Annotated in this window: 18 protein-coding genes; 9 read left to right on the top strand and 9 right to left on the bottom strand. The window is 51.6% G+C overall.

Annotated elements, in window-relative coordinates; translation table 11 throughout:
• Positions 1-3 precede the first annotated feature (3 nt).
• The 6 genes from F0L74_RS12130 to F0L74_RS12105 all read right to left on the bottom strand — a co-directional run bounded on the left by F0L74_RS12130 (position 4) and on the right by F0L74_RS12105 (position 9,799).
• Positions 4-1,572 (bottom strand): RagB/SusD family nutrient uptake outer membrane protein, encoded by a 1,569-nt coding sequence (locus F0L74_RS12130; RefSeq protein WP_213086948.1) that lies wholly within the window; start codon positions 1,570-1,572, stop codon positions 4-6.
• A gap of 23 nt (positions 1,573-1,595) precedes the next feature.
• Positions 1,596-4,655 (bottom strand): SusC/RagA family TonB-linked outer membrane protein, encoded by a 3,060-nt coding sequence (locus F0L74_RS12125; RefSeq protein ID WP_149838128.1) that lies wholly within the window; start codon positions 4,653-4,655, stop codon positions 1,596-1,598.
• 66 nt (positions 4,656-4,721) lie between these two features.
• Complete coding sequence (locus F0L74_RS12120; protein WP_149838127.1) at positions 4,722-5,651, bottom strand: glycerophosphodiester phosphodiesterase family protein; 930 nt, start codon at positions 5,649-5,651, stop codon at positions 4,722-4,724.
• A gap of 232 nt (positions 5,652-5,883) precedes the next feature.
• Positions 5,884-6,648 carry an MIP/aquaporin family protein gene (locus F0L74_RS12115; RefSeq protein ID WP_368732353.1) on the bottom strand — a complete coding sequence of 255 codons (765 nt, stop codon included), beginning with the start codon at positions 6,646-6,648 and terminating at the stop codon, positions 5,884-5,886.
• A gap of 7 nt (positions 6,649-6,655) precedes the next feature.
• Positions 6,656-8,152: a glycerol kinase GlpK gene (glpK, locus tag F0L74_RS12110; RefSeq protein ID WP_149838125.1), complete on the bottom strand. Its 1,497-nt coding sequence runs from the start codon at positions 8,150-8,152 to the stop codon at positions 6,656-6,658.
• A gap of 42 nt (positions 8,153-8,194) precedes the next feature.
• Positions 8,195-9,799: a glycerol-3-phosphate dehydrogenase/oxidase gene (locus F0L74_RS12105; RefSeq protein WP_149838124.1), complete on the bottom strand. Its 1,605-nt coding sequence runs from the start codon at positions 9,797-9,799 to the stop codon at positions 8,195-8,197.
• Between the two features lie 391 nt (positions 9,800-10,190).
• On the opposite strand from F0L74_RS12105, the gene F0L74_RS12100 reads away from it, so the two are divergent.
• Positions 10,191-10,961 (top strand): DeoR/GlpR family DNA-binding transcription regulator, encoded by a 771-nt coding sequence (locus F0L74_RS12100; RefSeq protein WP_306462922.1) that lies wholly within the window; start codon positions 10,191-10,193, stop codon positions 10,959-10,961.
• Between the two features lie 163 nt (positions 10,962-11,124).
• Positions 11,125-11,553 (top strand): VOC family protein, encoded by a 429-nt coding sequence (locus F0L74_RS12095; RefSeq protein WP_149838123.1) that lies wholly within the window; start codon positions 11,125-11,127, stop codon positions 11,551-11,553.
• 17 nt (positions 11,554-11,570) lie between these two features.
• On the opposite strand, the gene F0L74_RS12090 is transcribed toward F0L74_RS12095, so the two are convergent.
• Entirely contained in the window at positions 11,571-14,000 is a 2,430-nt protein-coding gene (locus F0L74_RS12090; protein ID WP_246197686.1) for a CehA/McbA family metallohydrolase, read from the bottom strand.
• A gap of 229 nt (positions 14,001-14,229) precedes the next feature.
• On the opposite strand from F0L74_RS12090, the gene F0L74_RS12085 reads away from it, so the two are divergent.
• From F0L74_RS12085 to F0L74_RS12070, 4 genes are all read left to right on the top strand, one after another.
• Positions 14,230-15,051: a PfkB family carbohydrate kinase gene (locus F0L74_RS12085; protein ID WP_246197685.1), complete on the top strand. Its 822-nt coding sequence runs from the start codon at positions 14,230-14,232 to the stop codon at positions 15,049-15,051.
• Between the two features lie 183 nt (positions 15,052-15,234).
• Positions 15,235-15,789 (top strand): dihydrofolate reductase family protein, encoded by a 555-nt coding sequence (locus F0L74_RS12080; RefSeq protein WP_149838121.1) that lies wholly within the window; start codon positions 15,235-15,237, stop codon positions 15,787-15,789.
• A 51-nt stretch (positions 15,790-15,840) separates the two neighbouring features.
• Positions 15,841-17,511, top strand: coding sequence for a serine hydrolase (locus F0L74_RS12075; RefSeq protein ID WP_188315975.1), 1,671 nt, complete (start codon positions 15,841-15,843; stop codon positions 17,509-17,511).
• Positions 17,512-17,589: 78 nt separating this feature from the next.
• The gene (locus tag F0L74_RS12070; protein WP_149838119.1) at positions 17,590-18,003 is read left to right on the top strand and encodes a pentapeptide repeat-containing protein; all 414 of its coding nucleotides are present in this window, start codon (positions 17,590-17,592) and stop codon (positions 18,001-18,003) included.
• Here F0L74_RS12070 and F0L74_RS12065 read toward each other — a convergent pair whose 3' ends face one another.
• Together F0L74_RS12065 and F0L74_RS12060 are read right to left on the bottom strand one after the other, a co-directional pair.
• Positions 18,004-18,318 carry a DUF3817 domain-containing protein gene (locus F0L74_RS12065; RefSeq protein WP_149838118.1) on the bottom strand — a complete coding sequence of 105 codons (315 nt, stop codon included), beginning with the start codon at positions 18,316-18,318 and terminating at the stop codon, positions 18,004-18,006.
• Between the two features lie 2 nt (positions 18,319-18,320).
• Positions 18,321-18,788, bottom strand: coding sequence for a hypothetical protein (locus F0L74_RS12060; RefSeq protein WP_149838117.1), 468 nt, complete (start codon positions 18,786-18,788; stop codon positions 18,321-18,323).
• 110 nt (positions 18,789-18,898) lie between these two features.
• On the opposite strand from F0L74_RS12060, the gene F0L74_RS12055 reads away from it, so the two are divergent.
• From F0L74_RS12055 to F0L74_RS12045, 3 genes are all read left to right on the top strand, one after another.
• Positions 18,899-19,621 carry an SDR family NAD(P)-dependent oxidoreductase gene (locus F0L74_RS12055; protein WP_149838116.1) on the top strand — a complete coding sequence of 241 codons (723 nt, stop codon included), beginning with the start codon at positions 18,899-18,901 and terminating at the stop codon, positions 19,619-19,621.
• A 320-nt stretch (positions 19,622-19,941) separates the two neighbouring features.
• Positions 19,942-22,296 carry a glycoside hydrolase family 95 protein gene (locus F0L74_RS12050; RefSeq protein ID WP_149838115.1) on the top strand — a complete coding sequence of 785 codons (2,355 nt, stop codon included), beginning with the start codon at positions 19,942-19,944 and terminating at the stop codon, positions 22,294-22,296.
• 64 nt (positions 22,297-22,360) lie between these two features.
• Positions 22,361-24,562, top strand: coding sequence for an alpha-galactosidase (locus F0L74_RS12045; RefSeq protein ID WP_149838114.1), 2,202 nt, complete (start codon positions 22,361-22,363; stop codon positions 24,560-24,562).
• Positions 24,563-24,568 lie beyond the last annotated feature (6 nt).

Genomic DNA, 24,568 nt, shown 5'->3' with positions numbered 1-24,568 from the left:
CTATTAGTATAATGGGTTTTGCTCCAGTGCAGGATTCAGGTCTCTTTCTATCTGGGGGATGGGCCACCAGTAATCCCGTTTGGGATCAAAGGAGCGCCGCTCCAGGTATTTGCCGCTCCAGCTGTAAATAGGCGTGTTCAATTCCGTTTCAGCGGTTTTCCAGCGGCGTATATCGTTATAGTATAGTCCTTCGCCGGCCAGCTCTATACGGCGCTCATGCCGTATTTCCGTGCGCATCTGCTCTTTGGTCAGCCCTTCCGGGAAGTGCGGCATGCCTACACGGTCGCGGATCTGGTTCAGGGCGGTGTACACGGTAGCGTCCGGGCCTACGGCTTCATTCTGTGCTTCTGCATACATCAGCAGTATATCCGCATAACGCAGCACAATGAAGTTGATCTCGGATTGGCCGCCTTTAATGTCAGCCTGGTCTGTTGGCGGTTTAATGCTATCATATACGCTGTATTTCTTCATGCCGTAACCGGTAATGGCAAAGCGGGTAGAGTCTATCTTCTGGCCGCGGTACACATCGCCGGGATAGGTAAAGGTGGCATACAGGCGCGGATCGCGGTTCAGGTACGGGTTGGCGGCATCATAACCGGAGGCGGGATCGCTGGTGCGCAGGCCGTTCTTCATATAATAGGCCTGGGCCAGTCCCAGCAACGGCGCATTGGTATTGTACTGTGTACAGATCAGGTCAAAGGAGCTGCCCTGGTTAGGGAACAGGTACTGCACGTCAAAGATCACTTCCTTATTGTTCTCATTGGCTTTCAGGAACAGGCTGCGATAGTTGGGGAACAGCGTATAACCCATGGTCATCACCGCCTTGGCTGCAGTTGCCGCTGCCTGCCATTTGGTAACATCGTTGGCGGTATTCAGCAAGGGGCTGGCCTCGTATAGGAGCACCCTGGCCTTTAATGCCATGGCGGCGCCTTTGGTGGCCCTGCCCAGGTCTGCGCCGCTAAATTTGTCTGGCAGTACCATGGCGGCGCTATCGAGATCAGAGAGGATCTTTGCTATTACCTGGCCGCGTTCTGTGCGGGGCAGGCTGGCCTGTGCGGCGCGGTCTGGCGGGTCCAGTATCAACGGTACGCCGCCATAATAAGTGGTGAGCGTAAAATAGTACAGCGCCCGCAGAAAGCGCGCTTCCGCCTTCATCCTGTCTTTTGCGGCTTCGTCCATTCCTTCCACCCCGTCAATTTTTGCCAGCAGGGTGTTACAACGGCCTATACCGGAATAGCTGTCACCAAAGCGGTCTGTGATGATATTGGTGGTGCTGGCCATCTGTTGCCCGGAGGCAATGGTATTAAAGCTTTCTGAATTGCTGTAATTGTAGGCGTTGGGGGAGAGGCTTTCATCCCACAGGGCGGTGGCATTATTGCTGCCTTTGCCGCCGTAAATACCATCATTGCGCAACACGGAGTAGCAGCCCACCAGGCCGGCGGCTGCTGCCTCGGGTGTTGTCCAGAAGGTGGCTTCGGTATATCGGTCATGCGGAGTAACCTCCAGCAGGCTGGTATTACAGCCTGCCGCCAGGAAACCTGCGCAGGTGATAAGCATATGTATCTTTTTCATTGTATACGTGTTTTATTGGATTATCAGAATGTCACATTAAGGCCGCCGTTATAGGTCTTCAGCATCGGGTAGGAGTACAGCGTGGTACGGTCCAGGATAGCTTCCGGGTCAAAGTCCTTGTATTTGGAAATAGTAAACAGGTTCTGCGCATTTACAAATATGGAGAGCTTGCTGATCTTTACTTTAGACAGCCAGCGTTCCGGCAGCGCATAACCCAGCTGTATATTCTTCATACGGAGGTAGGAGTTATCCCTGATCCAGAAGGTAGAGCGCTGGTAATTGTCCACAGAGCCGGTGCTGGTAGTTACGATAGGCAGGCGTGCACCGGGATTTTCAGGCGTCCAGGCATCGGTAGCCCATTCTTTGGTGGCGTTGGCGCCGTTGTTGAACGGGTAGGCCAGGTTCGCAGTAGGCAATACCTTTACGCCGGCAATGCCCTGGAAGGCGGTGGTCAGCGATACGCCTTTAAAGCCCAGGCTAAATCCAAAACCGTAGGTATACTTGGGCATTTGCGGAGAGGCGTTCACAAGTACACGGTCATCGCCATTAATGATATTGTCGCCGTTAATATCCCTGAATTTGATATAACCCGGTTTGGTATTTACGCTTTGTTTGGCATGATGGTTCACCTCGTCCTGTGTTTGGAAGATGCCATCGGCCTGCAGCACATAAAACGCGTCTATCATGCTGCCGGCTTTGGTAATAGTACCATCGCTGCCGTAGATGATCTCGCCGTTCAGATCCACCACTTCATTCTTGTTGTAGGATACGCTGCCGTAAAGGGAGTAATCCAGTGCGCCTACATTATCCTTGTATTGCATGGTAAATTCAACACCGGTATTGTCTACAGTGCCTACGTTCTGTTTGGGACCAGCCAGGTTGCCTATCTGTGCGGGAATGTTCACCTCGCGCAGGATATCGGTGGTGCGTTTTTTATAGGCATCCAGGGTAAGACCAATGCGGTTGTCCCACAAATTAATGTCCATGCCTGCGTTGTAAGTAGTAGTGGTTTCCCAATGGATATCAGGGTCCGCATAACTTTTGTTGGCCGCACCGGAATTCAGCGTGCCGCCAAAGCTGTAATCTTCGCCCAGTTCAACTGTGGATTTGTTGCTGTATAATGCTACGGCCTGGTTACCCATCTGGCCGGCAGATACGCGCAATTTCAGGAGGTTGATGAATTTGGACTTAAAAAAGGATTCTTTGTCTATACGCCAGCCGGCAGAAGCAGAGGGGAAAGTGCTCCAGCGTTTCTGCGGGTTAAAGCGGGATGATCCATCACTACGAAAAGTTAGTTCCAACAGGTATTTGCCATCATAGTCATAGTTCACACGGCCAAAATAAGATTCCAGTACATCGCGTGTTACATTACCGTTGGTAGCGTTCCATACGGTGCCTGCGTCAAAGGCATCCAGGGTACGGTCCAGGTAACCGTACATGCTGGTGGCCCAGTTGTCCGCATCAAAATTATCGTAGCTGGAGCCGAACATGGCGCTCACGTTATGATTACCGGCAAACTGGTGTTGCCAGTTCAGGGTATTGTAGAAGTGGATGTTCATGTTATTAAAATCCTCTTTAGAGGAGCGGGGCGCGGTAGCAGGCGCGTTCCAGTTGATAGCGGCATCGGTCTTGGGATTAAAGGTTTGCATACGCGGCGTAAAACCGGTCAGTAATCCATCATATTTATCCACGCCGAATTTGATATTGTAGGTGATATCAAACGGCAGCTTATACTCCGCAAATATGGTGGAGAGGAAACGTTGCACCACTTTTGTATACAGGCCGTTGTAGGCCAGCATGCGCGGGTTCTCCCAGTTGTTGCGGCCGGGTGTGCGCAGCCAGGAGTTGCCATAGCGGCCGTCTGCCAGCGTATCTGTTAAGATAGGCAGCGCACGGGACAGGTAGCTCCATGTATCAGTATAAAAAGGCTGGGTATAATTACGGTAATAACCGTCCAGCGTTACGCCTACTTTCAGGCGTTTGCTTACGTTCATGGAAGCATTCAGGCCTATGGAATATTTCTTTTCATGGTTGCCGGGGCCAAAGAGGATGCCGTCCCTGTCCAGGTAGCCAAGTGAAAGGCGGTATTGGTATTTTTCTGCGCTGCCTGCTACGCTGATATCGTGTTTTTTAATGATACCGTTCTTGAGCGCAATATCATACCAGTTATTAGCAGGGTAGGTGATAGGATCTGTTTTCATGCCGGCTTCATACTCCGCTATATCCGCATCGGCGTAATCCGGGGCTTTACCCTCATTTATATTGGCCTGGTTCTTCAGTTTCATGTACTGGATGGGATCATCGATGATATCCGGCAGGTAGGTGGGTTTCTGTATGCCATAGTAGTAGCTGTAATTTACTTTGGCGTCGCCCCTTCCTTTTTTGGTGGTCACCAGGATCACGCCATTGGCTGCGCGGGAACCATATATGGCGGCCGCGGCATCCTTTAACACGGTAATGCTTTCTATATCATTCGGGTTTAGCTCATCCATGGAGTATTCGATACCATCTACGAGCACCAGCGGGTCGTTGCCGCTCAGGGTGCCCACACCGCGGATGCGGATGGTGCTACGGTCTACACCGGGCTGGCTGTTGCTCATGTTGGCAAATACGCCGGGCACGCCCTGTAAGGCATTACTGGCGTTGGTGAGCGGCTGGCCTACTTTATCTATCATCTCTACGGTGGTGATAGCGCCGGTAAGCGTGGCTTTTTTCTGTGTGCCATAACCTACTACCACAACATCATTCAGTTTTTGCACGTCTTCTTCCATCGTGATGGTCAGCGGATTGGTGTTGCTGACCTTTATTTCTTTAGGCAGGTAGCCTATAAATGAAAATTTGAGGGTAGCGCCGGCGGGAGCATTGAGCTTAAAGGACCCGTCTGCCCCGGTGGCTGTGCCGTTGGAGGTGCCGGCCACCTGTATGTTTACGCCAATCAATGGCAGGCCGCTAACGGCCGTTACTTTTCCGGTAACAGGCAGGTTCTGTGCCTGCAGGGATAATGCGGTAATGCAAATGATCCCCAATAAGCACATCAGGAACCTGTACCGGTTCAATGTGTGGAATCTTCGTAGCAGTTTCATAAACGTTTGTTTTTTTGATGGATTTATATTTTGGTTGGCGTAGTACGCTTGTGCCCTACAATCAGTTTATAGGTTCGCCGCTTTAAACCTGTTTGGATAATCAGTGATAATGCCGTCTACGCCTTTGGCCTGCAGGGCTTTCATCTCTGCCGGCTCCTGTACGGTCCAGGGAACGATCTGTATGTGTTTTGCGTGGCATTTGGCCACCAGTTCCGGTGTTACCAGCTGGTAATGCGGGTTGTAGAAGAAAGGTGTGAAACCCAGTTGCGCCAGGTGCTCTTCGAATGTGCCTTTTTTATCGTCTGTAAGAAATCCCAGTTTTACATCCGGATGGGTGCGATGCAGTACCTGCAGCGGGCGCATATCAAAGGATTGGATAAACAGGCGCTTGCCCAGAGGCGCCAGCTGCTTAACCGCCATGAGCGTATGCATATAGGATTCCGGTTCCGGCTGTTCAACCCCATCTGTTTTGGCGGATGATTTCACCTCCAGCAAGTAGTATACCGGGGCCAGGTGATGCGCGGTGGTATATGCTTCCACAGCGTCTATCATATCTGACAGCAAGGGGGCATAGGAGCGCATACGTTGTTGTTCCGGATAGGCCGGGTAGGGCTTTTCACCGATGATGAAGGAGCGGATATCTGCATAGTTCATCTGGTAAAAAGTATATTGTTTCCGTTCAGCAGGCGTTATATCGCTGCCGTCCGGTTTGGTGGTATAGGCCGGCGTGAATGATGCATCGTGGTATACCACTACCTGACCGTCTTTCGTGATATGTACATCAAACTCGATGGTATTGGCGCCTGCTTCAATGCCTTTGATCATGGCGGGGATGGTGTTTTCCGGCATCAGTCCCCGGGTGCCGCGGTGCCCCACCTTATAAAAGGACGGTAAGCCTTTATTGCCGGCTGTAGCAGTTTTGGTGGATCTGCAGGCAGCAAGGGAAATGGCTGCCACTACGCATGCGCTTAGCGCAATGCCTGTACATTTTTTCATCTGCATACTATTTTATTTTCGGAATAGAATCCCCTCAAGCCGTTTTATGTGATCCCGGCTTTGATTAATTATTATTAAGTGATATTAAATGCTACCTGTACCAAAAAGGAGCGTTTGTGTTCCCCCGCTCTATCGTTGACAATCCGTTAAATGCTGCGTAGTAGCCCGTCTGTTGAAAGCTTTCTGCCCGCTGTTTGGCTGATAATTGATTATATGCGTACGTACATTATGATTACATTTTCAATATGACCAGGTATAATATGGCTGCCAGCGCGCCGCCTGCCAGCGGGCCTATTACCGGCACCCAGGCATATGCCCAGTCGCTGCCCTGTTTGCCTTTTATAGGCAATACTGCGTGCATGATGCGTGGCCCCAGGTCCCTGGCCGGGTTGATGGCATAACCGGTGGTACCGCCCAGTGACAGGCCAATGGCCCATACCAGCAGGGTTACCGGCAGTGCGCCAATGGAGCCCAGGCCTACCGGCGTTTTATCCACGCCCATTTCTGCGGTGGTGAAATAAAAGATGGTGAACAGCAGTACAAAAGTGCCGGTCACCTCACACAGGAAATTGCGTGTGGTATTGCGTATAGCCGGCTCTGTGCAGAATACGGCGCGTTGCAGGCCATTGTCTGCCGTTTCGTCCAGGTGATCTTTATAGTTCATCCATACCAGGAAGGAGCCTGCCATAGCGCCCAGCATCTGTGCTGCAATAAATGCAGGTACGCTGGTCCAGGCAAATTTGCCGGCTACGGCCATGGCTATGGTGACTGCGGGGTTCAGGTGCGCGCCGCTAAACGGGCCTGCGAGCACCACGCCTACAAATACCGCCAGCGCCCAGCCGGTGGTAATTACTATCCATCCGCTGTTATTACCTTTTGTTCTGTTCAGCACTACATTGGCTACCACACCGTTGCCCAGCAACAGGAGTAAAGCAGTGCCCAGGAATTCCGCTAAAAATGGGTGCATCGTATTTGGTTGAGTTAAGGTTAAGTTGATAAAAGGATCAGTTGGCGGCGGCCCAGCTTTTTACTGCTTTTACCGCACGGTTCCAGCCATTGATCCATTCCTGCCGGTGCGTTTGTTCCGTGGCGGGCGTAAAACTTTTCTCCTCTTGCCACTGGCTGCAGATCTCTTCCAGGTTTTTCCAATAGCCGGTGGCCAGTCCTGCCAGGTAAGCAGCGCCCATAGCGGTGGTCTCTGTGATACGCGGCCGCACTACTTTGGTGTGCAGGATATCTGCCTGGAACTGCATCAGCAGGTCATTGCCGGTAGCGCCGCCATCTACGCGCAGCTCCTTAATACTGATATTGGCGTCTGCTTCCATGGCCTGTAATACCTCCATGGTCTGATAGGCGATGCTTTCCAGCGCGGCCCTGGCAATATGCGCGGCAGTGGTGCCACGGGTCATGCCTACCAGGGTGCCACGGGCGTGCTGTTCCCAGTGCGGCGCGCCCAGGCCTGCAAAAGCGGGTACCAGGTATACGCCTTCATTTTGCGGAGCGCCGGCGGCCAGGGCTTCCACTTCTGCGGAGGAGCGGATAATGCCTAATCCATCGCGCAGCCATTGTACAATAGCGCCGGCAATAAAGATGCTGCCTTCCAGCGCGTACTGGATCTGCCCATTTACTTTCCACGCCACGGTGGTCAACAGGTTATTGTTACTTATGATAGGCTGGTCACCAATATTCATGAGCATAAAACAGCCGGTGCCATAAGTGTTCTTTACCATACCGGGCGCAGTGCACATCTGCCCAAACAGGGCCGCATGCTGGTCGCCGGCTATACCAGCAATGGGTATCTGTACGGAGAAGATGCCAGGTGCGGTTTGTCCGCATACTTCGCTGGATTCTTTGATCACCGGCAGTATAGCAGCGGGTATATCCAGCAGCTGCAGCAGCTCCGGGTCCCATGTTTGCGTGTGGATATTAAATAACATGGTCCGCGATGCATTGGTGATGTCGGTAGCATGCACGGCGCCATGGGTCAGGTTCCAGACCAGCCAGGCGTCTACCGTGCCAAAGGCCAGCTGTCCTTTATTGGCGCGTTCCCGTGCGCCGGGAACGTTATCCAGGATCCATTTTATTTTGGTACCGGAAAAATAAGCGTCTATCACCAGCCCGGTTTTCTGGCGGATCATTTTTTCATGGCCGGCTGCTTTCAGGCTGTCGCAGTAAGCGGCGGTGCGGCGGTCCTGCCATACAATGGCATTGTGGATGGGTTTGCCGGTTTCGCGGTCCCATACCAGGGTGGTTTCCCGTTGGTTGGTGATGCCTATGGCGGCAATATTAGCGCCTTCCAATCCCGCCTTGGCCATGGCTTCTGTAGCTACGCCTATCTGGCTGCTCCAGATCTCTGCCGGGTCATGTTCCACCCATCCGGGTGCGGGAAATAGTTGTGTAAATTCTTTTTGCGCCACTGCTACAATAGCGCCGGCTTTGTCGAATAGAATGGCTCTTGAGCTGGTAGTTCCCTGGTCCAGGGCCATAATGTACTGATTCATGCGTATCCTGTTTATCAACGTGGATGATGGAATTTATATCTGCTATGCTGTTACCTGCTGCTGTTGCTGCGGGCTGCTCTGTTTTAGGATGTAATGGGCGGCCATATCTGCAAAGGCTTTTACCTGTGCCTGTTGCCAGACCTCGTCCCTACCCAGTTCCTGTGCCATGAGGGCGGCCACTTTTGGCGCCATTTCCAGCGCTGCTGTTGCATCCAGGAACAGGGCGCGCAGGCGGCGCGCCAGCACATCCTCTACGGTGCGCGCCATTTCATGTCTTACTGCCCATATCACCTGTGCGCCGATATAGGGCAGGCGGGTGCTGAGGGGCTGCCCCCAATCCGGTTGCAGGGCTGCCAGCGCCTGCAGCAGCGGTGCATCGCTGCCATACACGTTTAGCGGCTCGCGGTTAGAAGGGTGTTGTACAAAACCATGTATATGCAGTTCTTTGGTACGGCAGGTTGCCGCCGGGAGGCCGGCCGTGCGGATGGCTTCATTTACGGTATCTTCCGCCATCCTGCGGAAGGTGGTCCATTTACCGCCGGTAATGGTAATGAGGCGGGAGGGCGCTACCAGGATCTTATGGCTACGGGATATTTCTTTGGTGCTGCCGGTACTCTTTTGCGGGGCAGCCAGCGGGCGCAGGCCTGCAAATACGCTCAGCACATCTGTACGGGCCGGGGGCCGGGACAGGTAGTTGGCTGCAGTGCGCAGTATAAAATCGATCTCCTTTTCCAGCGCTACCGGCTCCAGGCTATGTTCGTCCAGCGGTGTATCTGTGGTACCCAGTAATACTTTATTATGCCAGGGCACGGCAAAGAGCACACGCCCGTCTTCCGTTTTAGGGATCATGATGGCGCTTTTGCTCTGCAGGAAGGATGGGTCCAGGACCACATGCACGCCCTGACTGGGCCGTACCATACGGCGGGCGGCAGGATTATCCAGCTGCAGGATCTCATCTACAAAAACGCCGGTGGCATTGATCACGGCTTTGGCAGGCAGGTTGTAGCTGCGGCCCGTTTCCAGGTCCTGGGCCTGTACGCCATTTATGCGGCCGTTGCCATCTTTATGCAGGCCGGTCACTTTAAAATAGTTGAGTAATATGGCGCCATTCTCTACGGCGGTTTGCGCAATGTTCACCGCCAGGCGGGCGTCATCAAACTGCCCGTCGTGATACACAATGCCGCCTTTTAATCCCCGTTGGCGAATGGTGGGCAGTTCTGCCACTACCTCGCTTTTGCTGATGTGGCGGGAACGGCCCAGGCTTAAGCGGCCGGAGAGCAGGTCATATATTTTAAGGCCAATGGTATAGAACGGGCCTTGCCACCAGTTGTATTGGGGGATAATGAACTCCTGGTTATGGGCCAGGTGCGGTGCGTTGGCCAGCAGCAGCCCTCTTTCATACAGGGCTTCCCTTACCAGCGCTACATCGCCCTGGGCCAGGTAGCGCACCCCGCCGTGCACCAGTTTGGTGCTGCGGCTGGAGGTGCCTTTTGCAAAATCTGCCTGTTCAAGCAGGAGCGTGTTGTACCCCCGGGTAGCGGCATCCATCGCAATGCCTAAACCCGTGGCGCCGCCCCCGATGATGATCATATCCCATTGTGCGGAAGGAGTCTTTTGTATGTGTGCAACGAAGTCGGTTCTGTTCATTTTGTTATTTTGCCACTTTTAAATACTTTCGATTGTGTTTATTTTGTGGAATTAATGGTGCAAAATAAAACAAATCGAAACCAAAATATAAAATAATATGAAAAAGCAAAAATATTTTGGTTAAGCGGGAGAAAGTGGGCTACTTGATAATAATGTGCTGAAAATGATCGTTTTAACGAATATTGCCGCCAATTGTTTGGAGAGTATTGGTTTCGAAAGGGTTAATTTGCCGGCAATGGAAGCTTGAAATGAAATCAATTGAAAGTGGATGAGCGGTGGCCGGCGGCGCAGCCGCCACACCTTCAGGAACCGGGCCCTTCCGGCAGCAATTAATGCGGATGGGTAAAAAATTCACATTGCGGCAGTCTTTAATCCATTAATTTTATGTGTTATGTCTATGATCAATATTGCTGAACGCCATAAATTCATCCTGGATAAACTGTACGAAAAAGGATACATCAGTGTGGTTGACCTGTGTAAAGAACTGGATGTATCCGGGGTAACGATCCGTAAGGACCTGAAGCTGCTCGAGGACCGGGCGCTGTTATTCCGTTCCCATGGCGGCGCCATGGTCAATAATCCCTATACCAATGATAAACCGGTCAATGAAAAGGAAAAGATACGCAAGGATGAGAAGGATAATATAGGCCTGGCTGCCGCCGCTTTGGTAGATGCCAATGACGCCATTATCATCGCCTCCGGTACCACGGTGCTGGCGCTGGCCCGCAACATCCACCCCAAAGGCAGCCTGACCGTGATCACCGCTGCGCTGAATGTGGCCCTGGAGCTGCTCCGGTTCCCGGAAATAGAGGTGATTCAATTGGGCGGCCTGCTGCGCAACAGCTCATCTTCCGTAACGGGGCCCTATGCAGAGAAAATACTGGAAGATTTTTCCTGCAGTAAGCTGTTCCTGGGGGTAGATGGTATTGATATAGAATTTGGGCTCACCACCACCAATATTATGGAGGCCCACCTGAACCAGAAAATGATCAGTACTGTGCAAAAGACCATTGTGCTGGCAGATTCCAGTAAGTTTGGCAAAAGAGGCTTTGGCCGCATCTGCGGGCTCGAAGACGTGGATGAGATCATCACCGATAAGGGTATTTCCCCACATATATTAAAGACCCTGGAAGATATGGGCATCAAGGTGACCATTGTATAAGGGATGTCGCAAAGGCCCCTTTTATTGTCGCGGTAACAACCCCTTGAATTAAGCATACCATCCTAGCTTTACATTACCGGATACGGTATGAACGGCGCTCCCGTTCAACTCCTGCATGAGCACATTCCGGCTAACTATTTTACTAACTAACCATTTATTTATAATGGCAGCAATAAACCCTTATTTGGTATTTGATGGGAATTGCGAAGCGGCATTCAATTTTTACCGGTCCGTATTTGGCGGTAATTTCTATCAGAAAACACGGTTCAACGAGCTGGATGATGATGTAAATGTCCCTTACAGCGAAGGTCAGAAGATCGTACATATATCCCTTCCCATAGGACCGGACACCGTTTTAATGGGCAGCGACCGGCCCGCGGCAGAAGGCGACGGTATTCCCGGTCAGAATTTTTCCGTTTCCATTAATTCAGATAGCGAAGATGAAGCCTCCTGGTTCTTTAAACGGCTTTCCACCGGCGGGGAGGTAGCCCTGCCATTCCTGAAAGTATGCCGGGATACCTGGCTGGGCATGCTCACGGACCGTTTTGGCATTCATTGGATCATCAGCTGCGAAGAGCACGTGGCGGGATAAATATTGGATGGCGCTGCCTATTGCACGGCTGTTTTTATTAACCCGTCATATACTTTACGCGCCGCGTCATAGGCCGCCTGCGCGGCCGGCTGTTCGCTGGTGCGGATATTGCCTTGTTTCATTTTCCAGCATTGGTCCACCGTTTTACGGCACCATTCCGCGCTTTGGCGTAGCAGTATAGGCTGTTTATCCACAATAATGAATACCGGGTTGGTATGGGCGCTGGGAAGGATGCGCAATGCCGCCCAGGCGGAGTGCTCCAGGTGATAGGAGAACTGTAGCTCCTGCAGTTTGCCATCTGCCGTAAGGGGCGCCGTATCTACCGGTACGCCATTAATAAGCAGCTCTACGCCCACTTGCCGGGATTGTCCGATACGGGCGCGTTCCAGGTGCCAGTAGGGGGATTCCCAGGATGGGCGATGCGCGATGGCATTGCTTTCTTCGTCCTGTTGAATGGGCAGCCAGGCGGCTGCTTTTGCGCGGATGCGCAGGTCCTGTGGTTTGTTCAGCTGCAGTTCGCTGTTGCCGGTACCGGGTTCCACATCGTTCACTGCAAAGTCAATGATATGGGAACGGCCATCCGATACATAACATCTGCCTTGCTGCAGGGCTTTTACATACCCATCATAATCCAGGGCGGCGGCCGGTTTAAAATAGCTGCGGGCAATACCTACCCTTTCGTCAAAGATGCAGGGAAAATCTGTTTCGCCGCTCAGCCTTGTGCGGAACCCGCAGTTCAGGGTATGATACCACATATTCAGTTCCCATGGCGCCGGCGTATCACCCGCGCTGAAAAAGTCTACCAATCCTTCCGTTACCGTTACAATATATTCCATGGCGCCTATGCCGTCCATTTTGGGCAGTACTTCATTGGGCAGCGTTGTTGCCGGCGTTATGGGCGCCAGTCCCCAGCCGGAATGCGCATAACCGGTCACCGCGCCTTGTGATTTTGCCCATTGCAGCACAGGTTTGGTCCAGCTGGGCCAATCCTCAATTTCGCTGGTACCGGGGTAGTCATCTTCCTTTAGCCGTAACAGCACCAGGTGCCCGCAGTGGGAAGAGGGGAAGCCGGATACCTCCACATCGTAACGCATGATATTGCTGGCGGTGGATAAGGTATCCGCCTGGCCGGTAAAATATTGTTTCTGATGGTACCAGCCTGGTCCCCAGGCCAGTACGGCCGCTACATTCAGGTCCTCGCCCAGTACCTGCCGCCAGATATCTACCGGCGATACGCCTTCTTCCGGGCTTTCATAGTGGCTGCAGCCGGCCGCATGTACATGATGGTCTGCGCTGTACCATCCCAGTTTGGCCATATTGATCCAGCGTTGCAGGCGGAAAGAGGCCTTTACGCTGGTAACGCCTTCCGGTATCACCAGCTCCTTGGTTTGTGTAAGGTATTCCGGTCCCCGGGTAAAGCTGACCGTATAGTGGCCGGGCGCCAGCATAATATGCTCCCCATCCTGGCGGTATACCTGTGGCTGGAAAAAGAAATCCGGGTATTCGTCATAGGCGGCTACCCGGCGGGAGGGCAGGGGATAGATGCCGGTCAATGCTTTTGAATAGACCTGGTAATTTTCCTGTGCCAGCGTAAGCCGGTAATCGGTTTTGGCAGCGCTATCGCGTACGCGGTCAATGCCGTCAGTGATGGTGAGCGATGCCATGGCGGGGGCGCCGTCTTCATCCTTTATATCCAGCATCACTTTTACGGCCGGGCGTATATTAAACAGTAAGGGAATGCTATTACGGAAACCAATGTCCTGGGTGCCCTGGCCAATATGGAAACCCAGGTCCGCCTCCCGTTGCCCCGCGTCTTTACTGTACACCTGCAGTACGGCATATTCCAGCGCAAAGCCGGAAAGGCTGGGCAACAAAGGCCTGTTACGGTATAGCTGCAGCTCCAGGAAGCGGTTCTGTACCTGCCCTTTGGAGAGTTTATTCTCAGGCAGGGCGCGGGCAGCGGAGGTAGAGATGTGCAGGGCCGGTGAGGCATGCGCGCTGGTGGGCTCCAGCCGGGCCGTTACGCCGGCCTCGTTGTGCACTTTTACCAGGAAGCTGGTCCAGCCGCCCTGTATCAGGCTGGCTTTTGCAGGGCCCCGGTTCACCTTTACGCGGGCCTCCGGGTTGATCTCTACCGTGGCCAGGCAATACGGGTCCAGCAGCCGTTGGATCGCTGCTGCGGTTGCGGGTGTTAACGCCTGCCGCTGCAAGGCCTGTAAATGTTGCACATCTGCCGGCGCAAGGGCGCTGCCCAGGAAGGCCAGGGCTTCCTGGAGGCGTAAGGCCTGGGCCAGTAAAGGTTGCGGGTCTATATTGTCAACAATATTGCTATCTGCCGCGGCCGAATGGGAGCTGTGTTGGTTACTACCGGCAGCGGCCGGATGGGCGTTGTGTTGTGCCGCCAGCAGCATGGGCAGGCAGATAAGGGGGAGCAGGAGGTACTTCATATATGTAACGTGGTAATGTTGCAAAAATACTAATTCATTGGTTTAGCGCGCATTGCAGTGCCTGTCGCTTTATTTAATTGTTAATAAATGAGCAATTGGCTACTTTTGCCGCTAGCCTGCAAACAATCGTTTAGGGGAATTCATTATTTAAAACAAGTTCATGTACGATATCTGCTGCGTTGGGCATATTACGTTAGATAAGGTTGTCACCACTAAATCAGTGGTACATATGGCGGGAGGCACTTCCTTTTATTTTTCGAATGCTATCCGCAATATGGATGTGCAATATACGCTGGTAACCGCCCTGGCGGCCAGTGAAATGCATGTGGTGGAAGCGCTGCAGGCTAAAGGCATCAGTGTGCAGGCACTGCCCAGCGAATTTACCGTTTACTTTGAGAACATCTATTCTGAAAACCAGGACCACCGCACCCAGCGCGTGCTGCAAAAAGCAGATCCCTTTACAGTAGAACAGTTGCAACCTATACAGGCCAGGATCTTTCACCTGGGCCCCCTGCTGGCGGATGATATTCCGGTAGAACTGATCAAGACCCTGTCCCAGAGAGGGCAGATCTCGCTGGATGCCCAGGGTTACCTCCGCAAAGTGGAAAATCATAATGTAATACCTATCGACTGGCCGGCCAAAAAAGAGGCGCTGCAATATATCCATATCCTGAAGGTGAACGAATACGAAATGGAAGTGCTTACCGGGCATAAGGATGTGACGGAAGGCGCTAAAGTGCTGGCAGACTGGGGCGTAAAGGAAGTGGTGATCACCCTGGGGAGTATGGGCTCTGTGATCTACAGCGATGGGATCTTTCACCAGGTACCGGCGTATGCGCCAACCGTTGTAACAGACGCCACCGGTTGTGGCGATACCTATATGGCCGGTTACCTGTACCAGCGCAGCAAAGGCGCAGGTTTCCAGGCGGCCGGGGAATTTGCGGCCGCCATGGCTACGTTGAAGATAGAATCTTCCGGTCCTTTCACCGGTACGCCGGAAGATGTGCTTGACCTGCTGGCCAATAGTGAATCAAGGATCTTAATACAGTAAAATAAAGCCCGAACCTTTAGCCAATAATAACAGGATATTTTCAGCAAGCAAACCAGGCCTGCCAGCCAACGGCAAAACCGGAACCTGGTCCGGTAAGGCAGCAGTTAGCTATTGTCCTCCATTGTAGAAAGTAGTATCTTTTTCAAAGAGATAACCTATATTCAAACAGATAACCTATATACAATGAGAAAGATCATTCTGGATTTAGCAGTAACCCTTGACGGTTTTATAGAAGGCCCCAATGGAGAGATTGACTGGTGTAATATGGATGGCGACACTGGGGAGATCTTTACGGATTTCCTGGCAGGTATTGACGATATTTTTTATGGCCGTATCAGTTATGACCTTTGGGGCAACTACCAGCCCGGCGAAAATGAGCCCGCTGCTATGAAAGAAGTTTGCGAGGTCATTAACCGCAAAAACAAATACGTATTCTCCCGCACAAAAAACGGCAACGATGGCCATGCCAGTTTCATCAACGATAACATTCCCGAACGCGTACAGGAAATAAGACAGCAGCCCGGTAAAGACATATGGTTATACGGCGGCGGACAATTGATCACGGTTTTTATGAACCTGGGGCTGGTGGATGTGTACCGCCTGGCTATTCATCCCGTTATTTTAGGCGCCGGCAAACCGCTTTTCAAGGATATTAAAGAAAGGGTAGGGTTAACATTCAACGGTGTAAAAACATCTGCCGCCGGTGTGATGCTGGCAGAGTATGCGGTAAAGCGTTAGTCAATGCAACTTTTTTTTTGGAGGGGCGTCTTTTATAATAAATCCTTTTACATGAGGAAGTTCTTTTTATTGCCTGTACTCATCCTGCTGCAGGCGGCTGCTGCCTGCTCACAATCCCGGGAAGAGGCCATCAGGCAACTCATGCAGCAAGCCCATATCCCAGGGCTTTCCCTGGCATATGTAAAAAACGGGCAGGTAGCGGAGCTCTATAGCCTGGGCATCCGCAGCGCAGATACCAAAGAACCGGTAGATGCAGGCACCATCTTCTCCGCCGCTTCCCTGAGCAAGGCCGTATTTTCCTATGGGGTGCTGCAACTGGTGGATGCCGGCAAGCTGGACCTGGACAAACCCCTGTATAACTACTACGATTATCCTGACCTTGCCTATGATGCCCGCTACCGGCAGATCACGGCCCGGCAGGTGCTAAGCCATACCAGCGGCCTGCCCAACTGGCGTAACGGCGATACCTTAAGATTTAAATATAACCCGGGCGAGCGCTGGAACTATTCCGGCGAAGGTTTTGTGATGCTGGCCAAGGTAGTGGAAAAGATCACCGGGCAAACCATAGAGGATTATCTGCAGCAAACCGTATTACGCCCCCTGGGTATGAGCCGTAGCAGCTTTATCTGGCAGGAGGCCTATAATGCGGACGCCGCTTTCCCGCATACAGATGTAGGGCAGACCAGCGGCCGCTGGCAGCCCAACGAGCCAAATACCGCCGCTTCCCTGCAAACAACCGCTACTGATTATGCCAAATTCCTGACTGCCCTGCTGAACCGCAAAGGATTAAAGAAAAGTACTTATGAACAGGTCTTTAAACCGCAGCCTAACAGCCGGGTGGCCAAGGATAATAATGCCCTTTACTGGGGCCTGGGCGTGGGGTATCAATTTGCAGACAATGCCCCTGCCTTCTGGCAATGGGGGGATAATGGCACTTTTAAAGCCTTCCTGTTTGGTTACCCGGATAAAAAGGAGGGGCTGGTATATTTTGCCAATAGCTCCACAGGACTGGTCATCGCGCCGGACCTGCTGCGGATGTTCTTTAATCATGAACAGCCAGCAGAAAAATGGGTGAACAATGACAATGCCAGCCTGCAGGATATAGCCCTGATATACCGCCTGCTGGACCTGCCTTTTGAAGAAGCCATGCAGCCTTATATGCAGCCGGGCGCTCCCTACCAGGATACTACCCGTTTCCCGGAAGATAAGATGAACGGCATTGGTTACCGGTTGCTGGAACTGAAACGCAGCGCTACGGCCCGGCAGGTATTTGAAATGAATACCAGGATCTATCCCCGGGGCGCTGCCGCCTGGAGGGGATTAGGAGAAGCGGAAGTACGGGAAGGACAGCGGCAGGCAGCCGCTACCGCTTTTGAAAAAGCCGCTGCCCTGGATACAGCGGATAAGGAGGTAGGACAGATTGCCCGCCGCCTTGAGAACCTGCCGGAAAACGCAAAGGATAGCGCGGCCGTGCCCACCACCTTCCGTTTACAGGCCTATTCCAATGCCCGGTATGTAAGCCTGGGAGGTACCTTTAATGACTGGAACGATCTGCGCACGCCCATGCGTTGGGAAAATGGCGCATGGGTGGTTACCATCGCGCTAAAACCTGGTACCTACACCTATAAGTTTGCAGTGGATGGCGTTTGGATCCCGGACCCGTCTAATAAACAGGCCAAACCGGAGAGCTTTGATTCTATTATTACGGTAGTGGCCAGGTGAGACGCAAAACACCCCGGTATTGTCGCTGATACCCCCCTTACAGGCCAAGGGCCTTTTCTACATTTGGGAAAAAAGGATATGGACAAGATCACCATCACCCAAACGCCGGACGCCCTGGCGCTGAAAACCGGCGGCATAGAAGAAGTTAGCTTTACAGATGTTTTTGTAAAACGTCTCTCCCTCGAGAATGTATGTCTTACCAATGCGATCATCACCAACGCCAACCTGAGCGACATTGAAATTGAAGGCGCTCAGCTGGGCGGCGCTTATATCCACAATATTGGCATGCCGCCGGCAGATCATCCATTGTATGATCCTGCCGCCAGACAAAGGCCGCTGAAGTTTGAGGATTGTACCCTGGAGGGCAGCGAATTTCTGCATTGTGATCTGAGCCATGTGCGGTTACATGATTGCACCATCACGGGTATGCAGATAAATGGGATACCAGTGGCAGACCTGTTACAGGCTTATGCGCAGCAGCAGGGAAAGTAACTATTGCACCGGTGGCATTTTAGACAGGATCTTCCTGTCTATATAAAAAGTGCCAAACGGGATGATACAGGCCAGCAGCACTTTCCACGTTGTAGTGCGGAAGTTCCATTGATAGGTTACGCCTACGCTCAGCGTATTCAACACAAATAACAGGAACAACAGTCCGTGCACGGGGCCTATTGTTTTTACAAGGGCAGGGGCCTGGTATATATATTTTAGCGGCACGCCAATAAATACCAGTACCAGCAGGGAAATACCTTCCAGGAGGGCTATTAGTCGCAGCCGTCCGATCTTTGTCCGGAAAAAACTTAGCATAATTAAAAGGATCTTAACAGCGGCCGTTGCGCCAGGGGCGAGAACGGCCAGGGTATAGCAATTAAAATAATGAGCAAAGCGGCTGCAAACCAGAGCGTCATGGCCCTGAAGCGGCTGGCGTCGTCGATCTTACGCCGGGCAACCGCGCCGCCAGTGGTAATACACACCACGGATAAGGTCATGAGGATGATATGGATCAATCCAAAGAACAGGAAATCAAACGGCAATCCCGCTTCATGATAGTGCGTGCGGAAATAGCTGATGACCGGGCTATTGAAATACAGCACATAACCAACAGGCAGCTGTATATGCGCCATTGTTACCGCCAATTGCCGGGCCGCGCTGTCTGCCGCGCGGAAATTTCTTTTTTTTCCCAGCCATCCCCTCAGGCCCCGGAACAGCGCGTATAAAAAACTGCCCAATACCAGCCAGCGCAATAAAGAATGAAAGAATAACAGATACAGATACATGTATGGATAATTGTATGCTGGAAAGTTCCGGCTTCTGGAACATAGCATGATTTGGGTTGTTGACGAATGAAGCCTGCATTTATTTTGCTCCAGACTAAATTATTTATCACATGAAAAAGGCATTGATCACCGGCGCTAACAAAGGCATAGGATTTGAAACCGCCAGACATTTATTACAACAGGGGTATTTTGTTTACCTGGGAAGCAGGAACCCATCATTGGGCGCTGATGCGATAGCTGCATTAAAGGCGGAGGGGCTGGCATCCTGCGACGTTATTGAGCTGGATGTTACGGATGCATTGTCTGTAGAAAAAGCAGCGCAAACTGTTGCTGCAAAAACAGCTACTTTGGATGTGCTTATCAATAATGCTGGTATCCTGGGACAGTTTCCGGCGCCGGCAGGAGAGGATGGCGTGTTGAATACGCAGCAGGTGTTTGCCACTAATTATTTGGGCGCTATCCGTATCACTACGGCACTGTTACCATTACTGCAAAAGGCTGCACAGCCCAGGATCGTAAATGTATCCAGCGAAGTAGCTTCGCTTACGCTGCACCAGGATCCAGCCTGGATGTATTATGCATTTAAGGACGCCGCTTATGTACCTTCTAAAACAGCGCTGAACCTGTATACCATGATGCTGGCCTTTCAACTGAAGGATACGGCTTTTAAGGTAAACAGCGTTTGCCCCGGGTATACCCGCACGGCGTTGAATAATTTTACAGCAGACGGAGATCCGGCAGATGCTGCGCGTATAGTGGCGCGTTATGCGATGCTGGATGAGGAAGGACCAACCGGACAGTTCTTTAATGCAGCGGGTGCGCTGCCCTGGTAAGGCCGTGCGCTGTTGCCTGCAGGTAAACTGATACTCATTTGATCTAAACTGATATTAATTTAGTGGATCATGCCATTCCCCGCCGGGCAAGCTGCTGCGGGGAATGTCTTTTTATTGAAATAGTAGTATAATCCATCATGACAGAAGATTTCCCCATTTCCTGTTCGCAGCTATCCTGATATTTTTATTGCGATAGTGATCAACCGGGTCATCACGGTTTTCGCGGTATATTTAACCTAACATTATCTCCGGGCTGCTTTTTATCTTACCCGTTGGCATATAGCCGGCCAGGTTTTATTTTTAAACAGTAATAGTAAACGATGAACGTACAGCAATTTTTTTCCGGTAGCCTGCGGTGGTTTGCAGGAGTAGTAGTTTTTCTTGGCTTATCTGTAACCGCAGTTGCACAGCAACAGGCTCCTTTGCGCCTCTGGTACACCCAGCCGGCGGAAGTATGGGAAGAAACATTGCCGCTGGGCAATGGCCGTTTGGGCATGATGCCGGATGGCGGCGTGCATACAGAAAAGATCGTGTTGAACGATATTACCCTCTGGTCCGGCGCACCGCAGGACGCGAACAACTATGATGCTTATAAGTTATTGCCGCAGATACGCCAACTGTTGGCGGAAGGCAGGAACAATGAGGCCCAGGCTATCATGGATAAATCGTTTGTTTGTACAGGTAAGGGCTCTGCGGATGTGCCTTTTGGCTGTTACCAGGTATTAGGCACGCTTAACCTGCAGTTTGACTATAAAGGAGCTGACACCACCGCTAAGCGTTATGAGCGGGAGCTATCGCTGCAGACGGCCGTGGCAGCTGCCACTTTCCAGTTGAACGGGATTACTTATAAAAGGGAATACTTTACCAGCTTTGCCGACGATGCCGGTTTTGTACGCCTTAGCGCCAGCAAACCAGGACAGCTGAATATACGCGTAAGCATGGACCGTCCGGAAAACTTTGCTACAAAAACTACCGGTAAGGAACTGCAGTTGTACGGTCAGCTTAAAAGCGGCACAGATACTCCTGGCATGCGTTATATGGCCCGCGTACAGGCAAAACTGACCGGCGGCACATTAACTGCGGAAAAGGATGCACTGGTGATAAAAGACGCCACAGAAGTGATCTTGTACCTTTCCATGGGTACGGACTTCAGGAACCCTGGTTTTGAGCAGCAAACCAAACAGGTATTAGCTGCCGCCATGCAAAAGCCGTATGTGGCCCAGCAACAGCAGCATATCACCAATTACCAGCGGTTATTTAACCGGGTAAATATGCAGCTGGGTACCAGCCATGCAGAACAGCTGCCTATGGATAAAAGGCTGGCTGCTTTCCGTAGCGATCCTGCCAGCGATGATGCCTTGCCGGCGCTGTTTTTTCAATTTGGCCGTTACCTCACCATCAGCAGTACCCGTGTAGGCCTGTTGCCGCCTAATTTGCAGGGCTTATGGGCTAACCAGGTGCAAACGCCCTGGAACGGCGATTACCACCTGGATGTAAATGTGCAGATGAACCACTGGCCGGTACAGGTTAGCAACCTGCCGGAGCTGGACCTACCGCTGGCAGACCTGGTAAAGGGGCTGGTAAAACCAGGGGAGCGTACTGCTAAAGCCTATTATAATGCGGAAGGATGGGTGGCCCATGTGATCACCAATGTATGGGGTTTTACAGAACCGGGCGAAAGCGCTTCCTGGGGTATCACCAAATCCGGCTCCGGCTGGATGTGCAGCAACCTCTGGGATCATTACGCTTTTACCAATGATAAAAAATACCTGCAGGATATTTACCCGGTGCTGAAAGGCGCCGCACAGTTTTATAGCAGCATGCTGGTAACAGACAATAAAACCGGCTGGCTGGTCACCTCGCCCTCTTCCTCACCGGAGAACTGGTTCTATTTGCCAAATGGTAAATCCGCCAGCATATGCGTAGGCCCTACCATTGATAACCAGATCGTGCGGGAGCTGTTCACCAACGTGATCACGGCCACCAAAGACCTGGGCATAGATGCGGACTTCCGCAAAAAGCTGGAAGCGCAGCTGCAGCATGTACCACCTCCCGGCAGGATAGCCAGCGATGGCAGGTTAATGGAATGGATGGAGGAGTATAAGGAGGCAGAGCCGCAGCACCGTCATATATCGCATTTGTACGGCATATTCCCCGCCGGGTTGATCACACCGGAAACTACGCCTGATCTGGCAGAGGCCTGCAAAAAAACACTGGAGGTAAGAGGAGACGATGGCCCCAGCTGGTCTATTGCCTATAAATTACTTTTCTGGGCAAGGCTGCATGATGGCAACCGGGCTTTTAAACTGTTTAAAGAGTTGATGAAGCCTACCCTGAAAACAAATATGAACTACGGCGCTGGCGGCGGTGTTTATCCCAACCTGCTTTCTGCCGGACCGCCTTTCCAGATAGATGGCAATTTTGGCGGCGAAACCGGTATTGCGGAAATGCTGTTGCAGAGCCACGCCGGATTTATAGACCTGCTGCCGGCTATCCCGGACCAGTGGAAATCTGCCGGCTCCGTTAGCGGTCTTAAAGCGCGCGGCAATTGCACGGTTAGTATGGCCTGGAAAAATGGGAAGATCACCAGTTATAAGATCGCCAGTCCGCAGCCGCGTACCGTGAAAGTGCGGATAAATGGAGCAATAAAGCAAATTATGACGGCGAAATTGTAAAATATCCGCCTGAAAATATATATTGGATACCGTTAAACTATTTACGATAGGAATAAAATAACACATGCAGGTAAAAGTATATTTAACCACGTTATCACTCGTATTGTTGGGTACCCAGGTACGGGTATCCAGGGCGCAGGCGCAGCATATCAATATTCCCGTGCAAACAGCGCATAATGCGCTGGTATTGCAGGTAAATGATCACAAGGACCTTAGCACGATCTATTTTGGGGAAAAGTTGGCCGATCCCGCGGAATATGATGCTGTGCCAGGCGTTTACAAACAGAGCAATGATTATTCCGAGGTGCTGAATGCCGCCTATACACCGGCCGGCTCCCGCAACCTGGCAGAACCGGCTATCACGGTTACGCATGCAGATGGCAACAACTCGCTGGACCTTCGTTATGTAAGTCACCAGGTTACCAAAACAGACGATAATGTATCCCTGCTGAGCATTGTGTTGAAAGATCCGGTATACGATCTTGAAGTAACCTTATACTACAAAACCTATTTTAAGGAAGATGTGGTGGAACAATGGAGCACCATCCGCCATAAAGAAAAAGGGAATGTGGTGCTGCACAAATTTGCCTCTGCCAACCTGCACCTGAAGGCAGACGCCGGCTTCTGGCTTACGCAATACCATGGAGACTGGGCAAAGGAAATGCAGCCGGAAGAATCTAAGATCACGCACGGCATCCACACGCTGGATACAAAGCTGGGTACCAGGGCTAACCTTTTCCAGCCTTCTGTGTTCATGGTATCCATGAATAAACCCGCAACGGAAGATGAGGGCAGCGTGTTATACGGGGCGCTTGAATACAGCGGCAATTTCCGGGTAGACCTGGAACTGGATCCGCAGGATAACCTGCGTATTATTGCCGGCATTAATAACTACGCGTCTGACTATACCCTGCAGCCTAACGAGGAATTTACCACCCCCGCTTTCCTGTATACATTCTCTGACAAGGGCAAAGGCAACGCCAGCAGGAACCTGCAGCGCTGGGCCAGGAACTATAAGCTGCTGGATGGTAAAGGCACGCGGCTTACCTTGCTGAACAACTGGGAATCCACCTATTTCGATTTTAATGAAAGCAAACTGTTCCAGCTGTTAAAGGAGACCAAGGAACTAGGCGTAGACCTGTTCCTGCTGGATGATGGCTGGTTTGCCAATAAGTATCCCCGTAATGATGACCATGCGGGTCTGGGCGACTGGCAGGAGAATAAAAGCAAGCTGCCAAACGGTATCGCATCGCTGGTAAAGGAAGCCGGCAATGACGGCGTTAAGTTTGGCATATGGGTAGAACCGGAAATGGTGAATCCCAAGAGCGAACTTTATGAAAAGCATAAGGATTGGGTAGTGCGGGAGCCTGCGCGCGAGGAGCATTATTTCAGGAACCAGCTGGTGTTGGACCTTAGCAACCCACAGGTGCAGGATTTTGTATTTGGGATCATAGATGGCCTGTTCACAAAGAACCCCGGGCTGGCCTATATTAAATGGGACTGCAATGCGGTGATCTATAATGCGCATTCCGCTACTATCAAAAACCAATCGCATTTCTATATTGAGTATATGCGCGGATTGTATAAGGTGCTGGGAAAGATCAGGGCTAAATACCCAACAGTGCCGATGATGTTGTGCTCCGGTGGCGGGGGCCGCGTGGATTATGCGGCGTTGCAATACTTCACGGAGTATTGGCCCAGTGATAATACAGATCCTATGGAACGTATTTTTATGCAATGGGAATATTCTTATTTCTACCCAGCTATCAGCAGCTCCAACCACGTAACAGACTGGGGCAAACAACCGCTGAAGTTCCGTACAGATGTAGCCATGATGGGTAAGCTGGGCTTTGACGTTGCAGTCAGCAAATTAAGCGCACCGGATCTGCAGTTCTGCCAGCAGGCGATTAAAACATACGATGCGGTGAAGTCCATTATCTGGCAGGGCGAGCAATACCGCTTGTCAAACCCAAGGGAGAGCAGCGTAGCTGCTATCCTGTACCTGGATGAAAAACAATCTTCCGGCGTGATCTTTAATTACCTGGTCAATAACCGGTATGGGGAAGGCAGCCATGCACCCATACGCATGAAAGGATTAAAACCTGCTGCGAAATATAAGATCAGGGAAGTAAACCTTTACCCTGGAACTAAGTCTGGCATTAAGGAAGATAAGACCTATTCCGGCGACTTCCTGATGAAAATAGGTTTTAATCCGAATGTGAATGCACACCGGACCAGCGTAGTTTTGCAGATAGACGAAATATAAACCGTA

This window comes from Chitinophaga agrisoli, from assembly GCF_008386695.1.
Classification (GTDB): Bacteria; Bacteroidota; Bacteroidia; order Chitinophagales; family Chitinophagaceae; genus Chitinophaga; species Chitinophaga agrisoli.
This window is presented reverse-complemented; position numbering and strand designations above follow the sequence as displayed.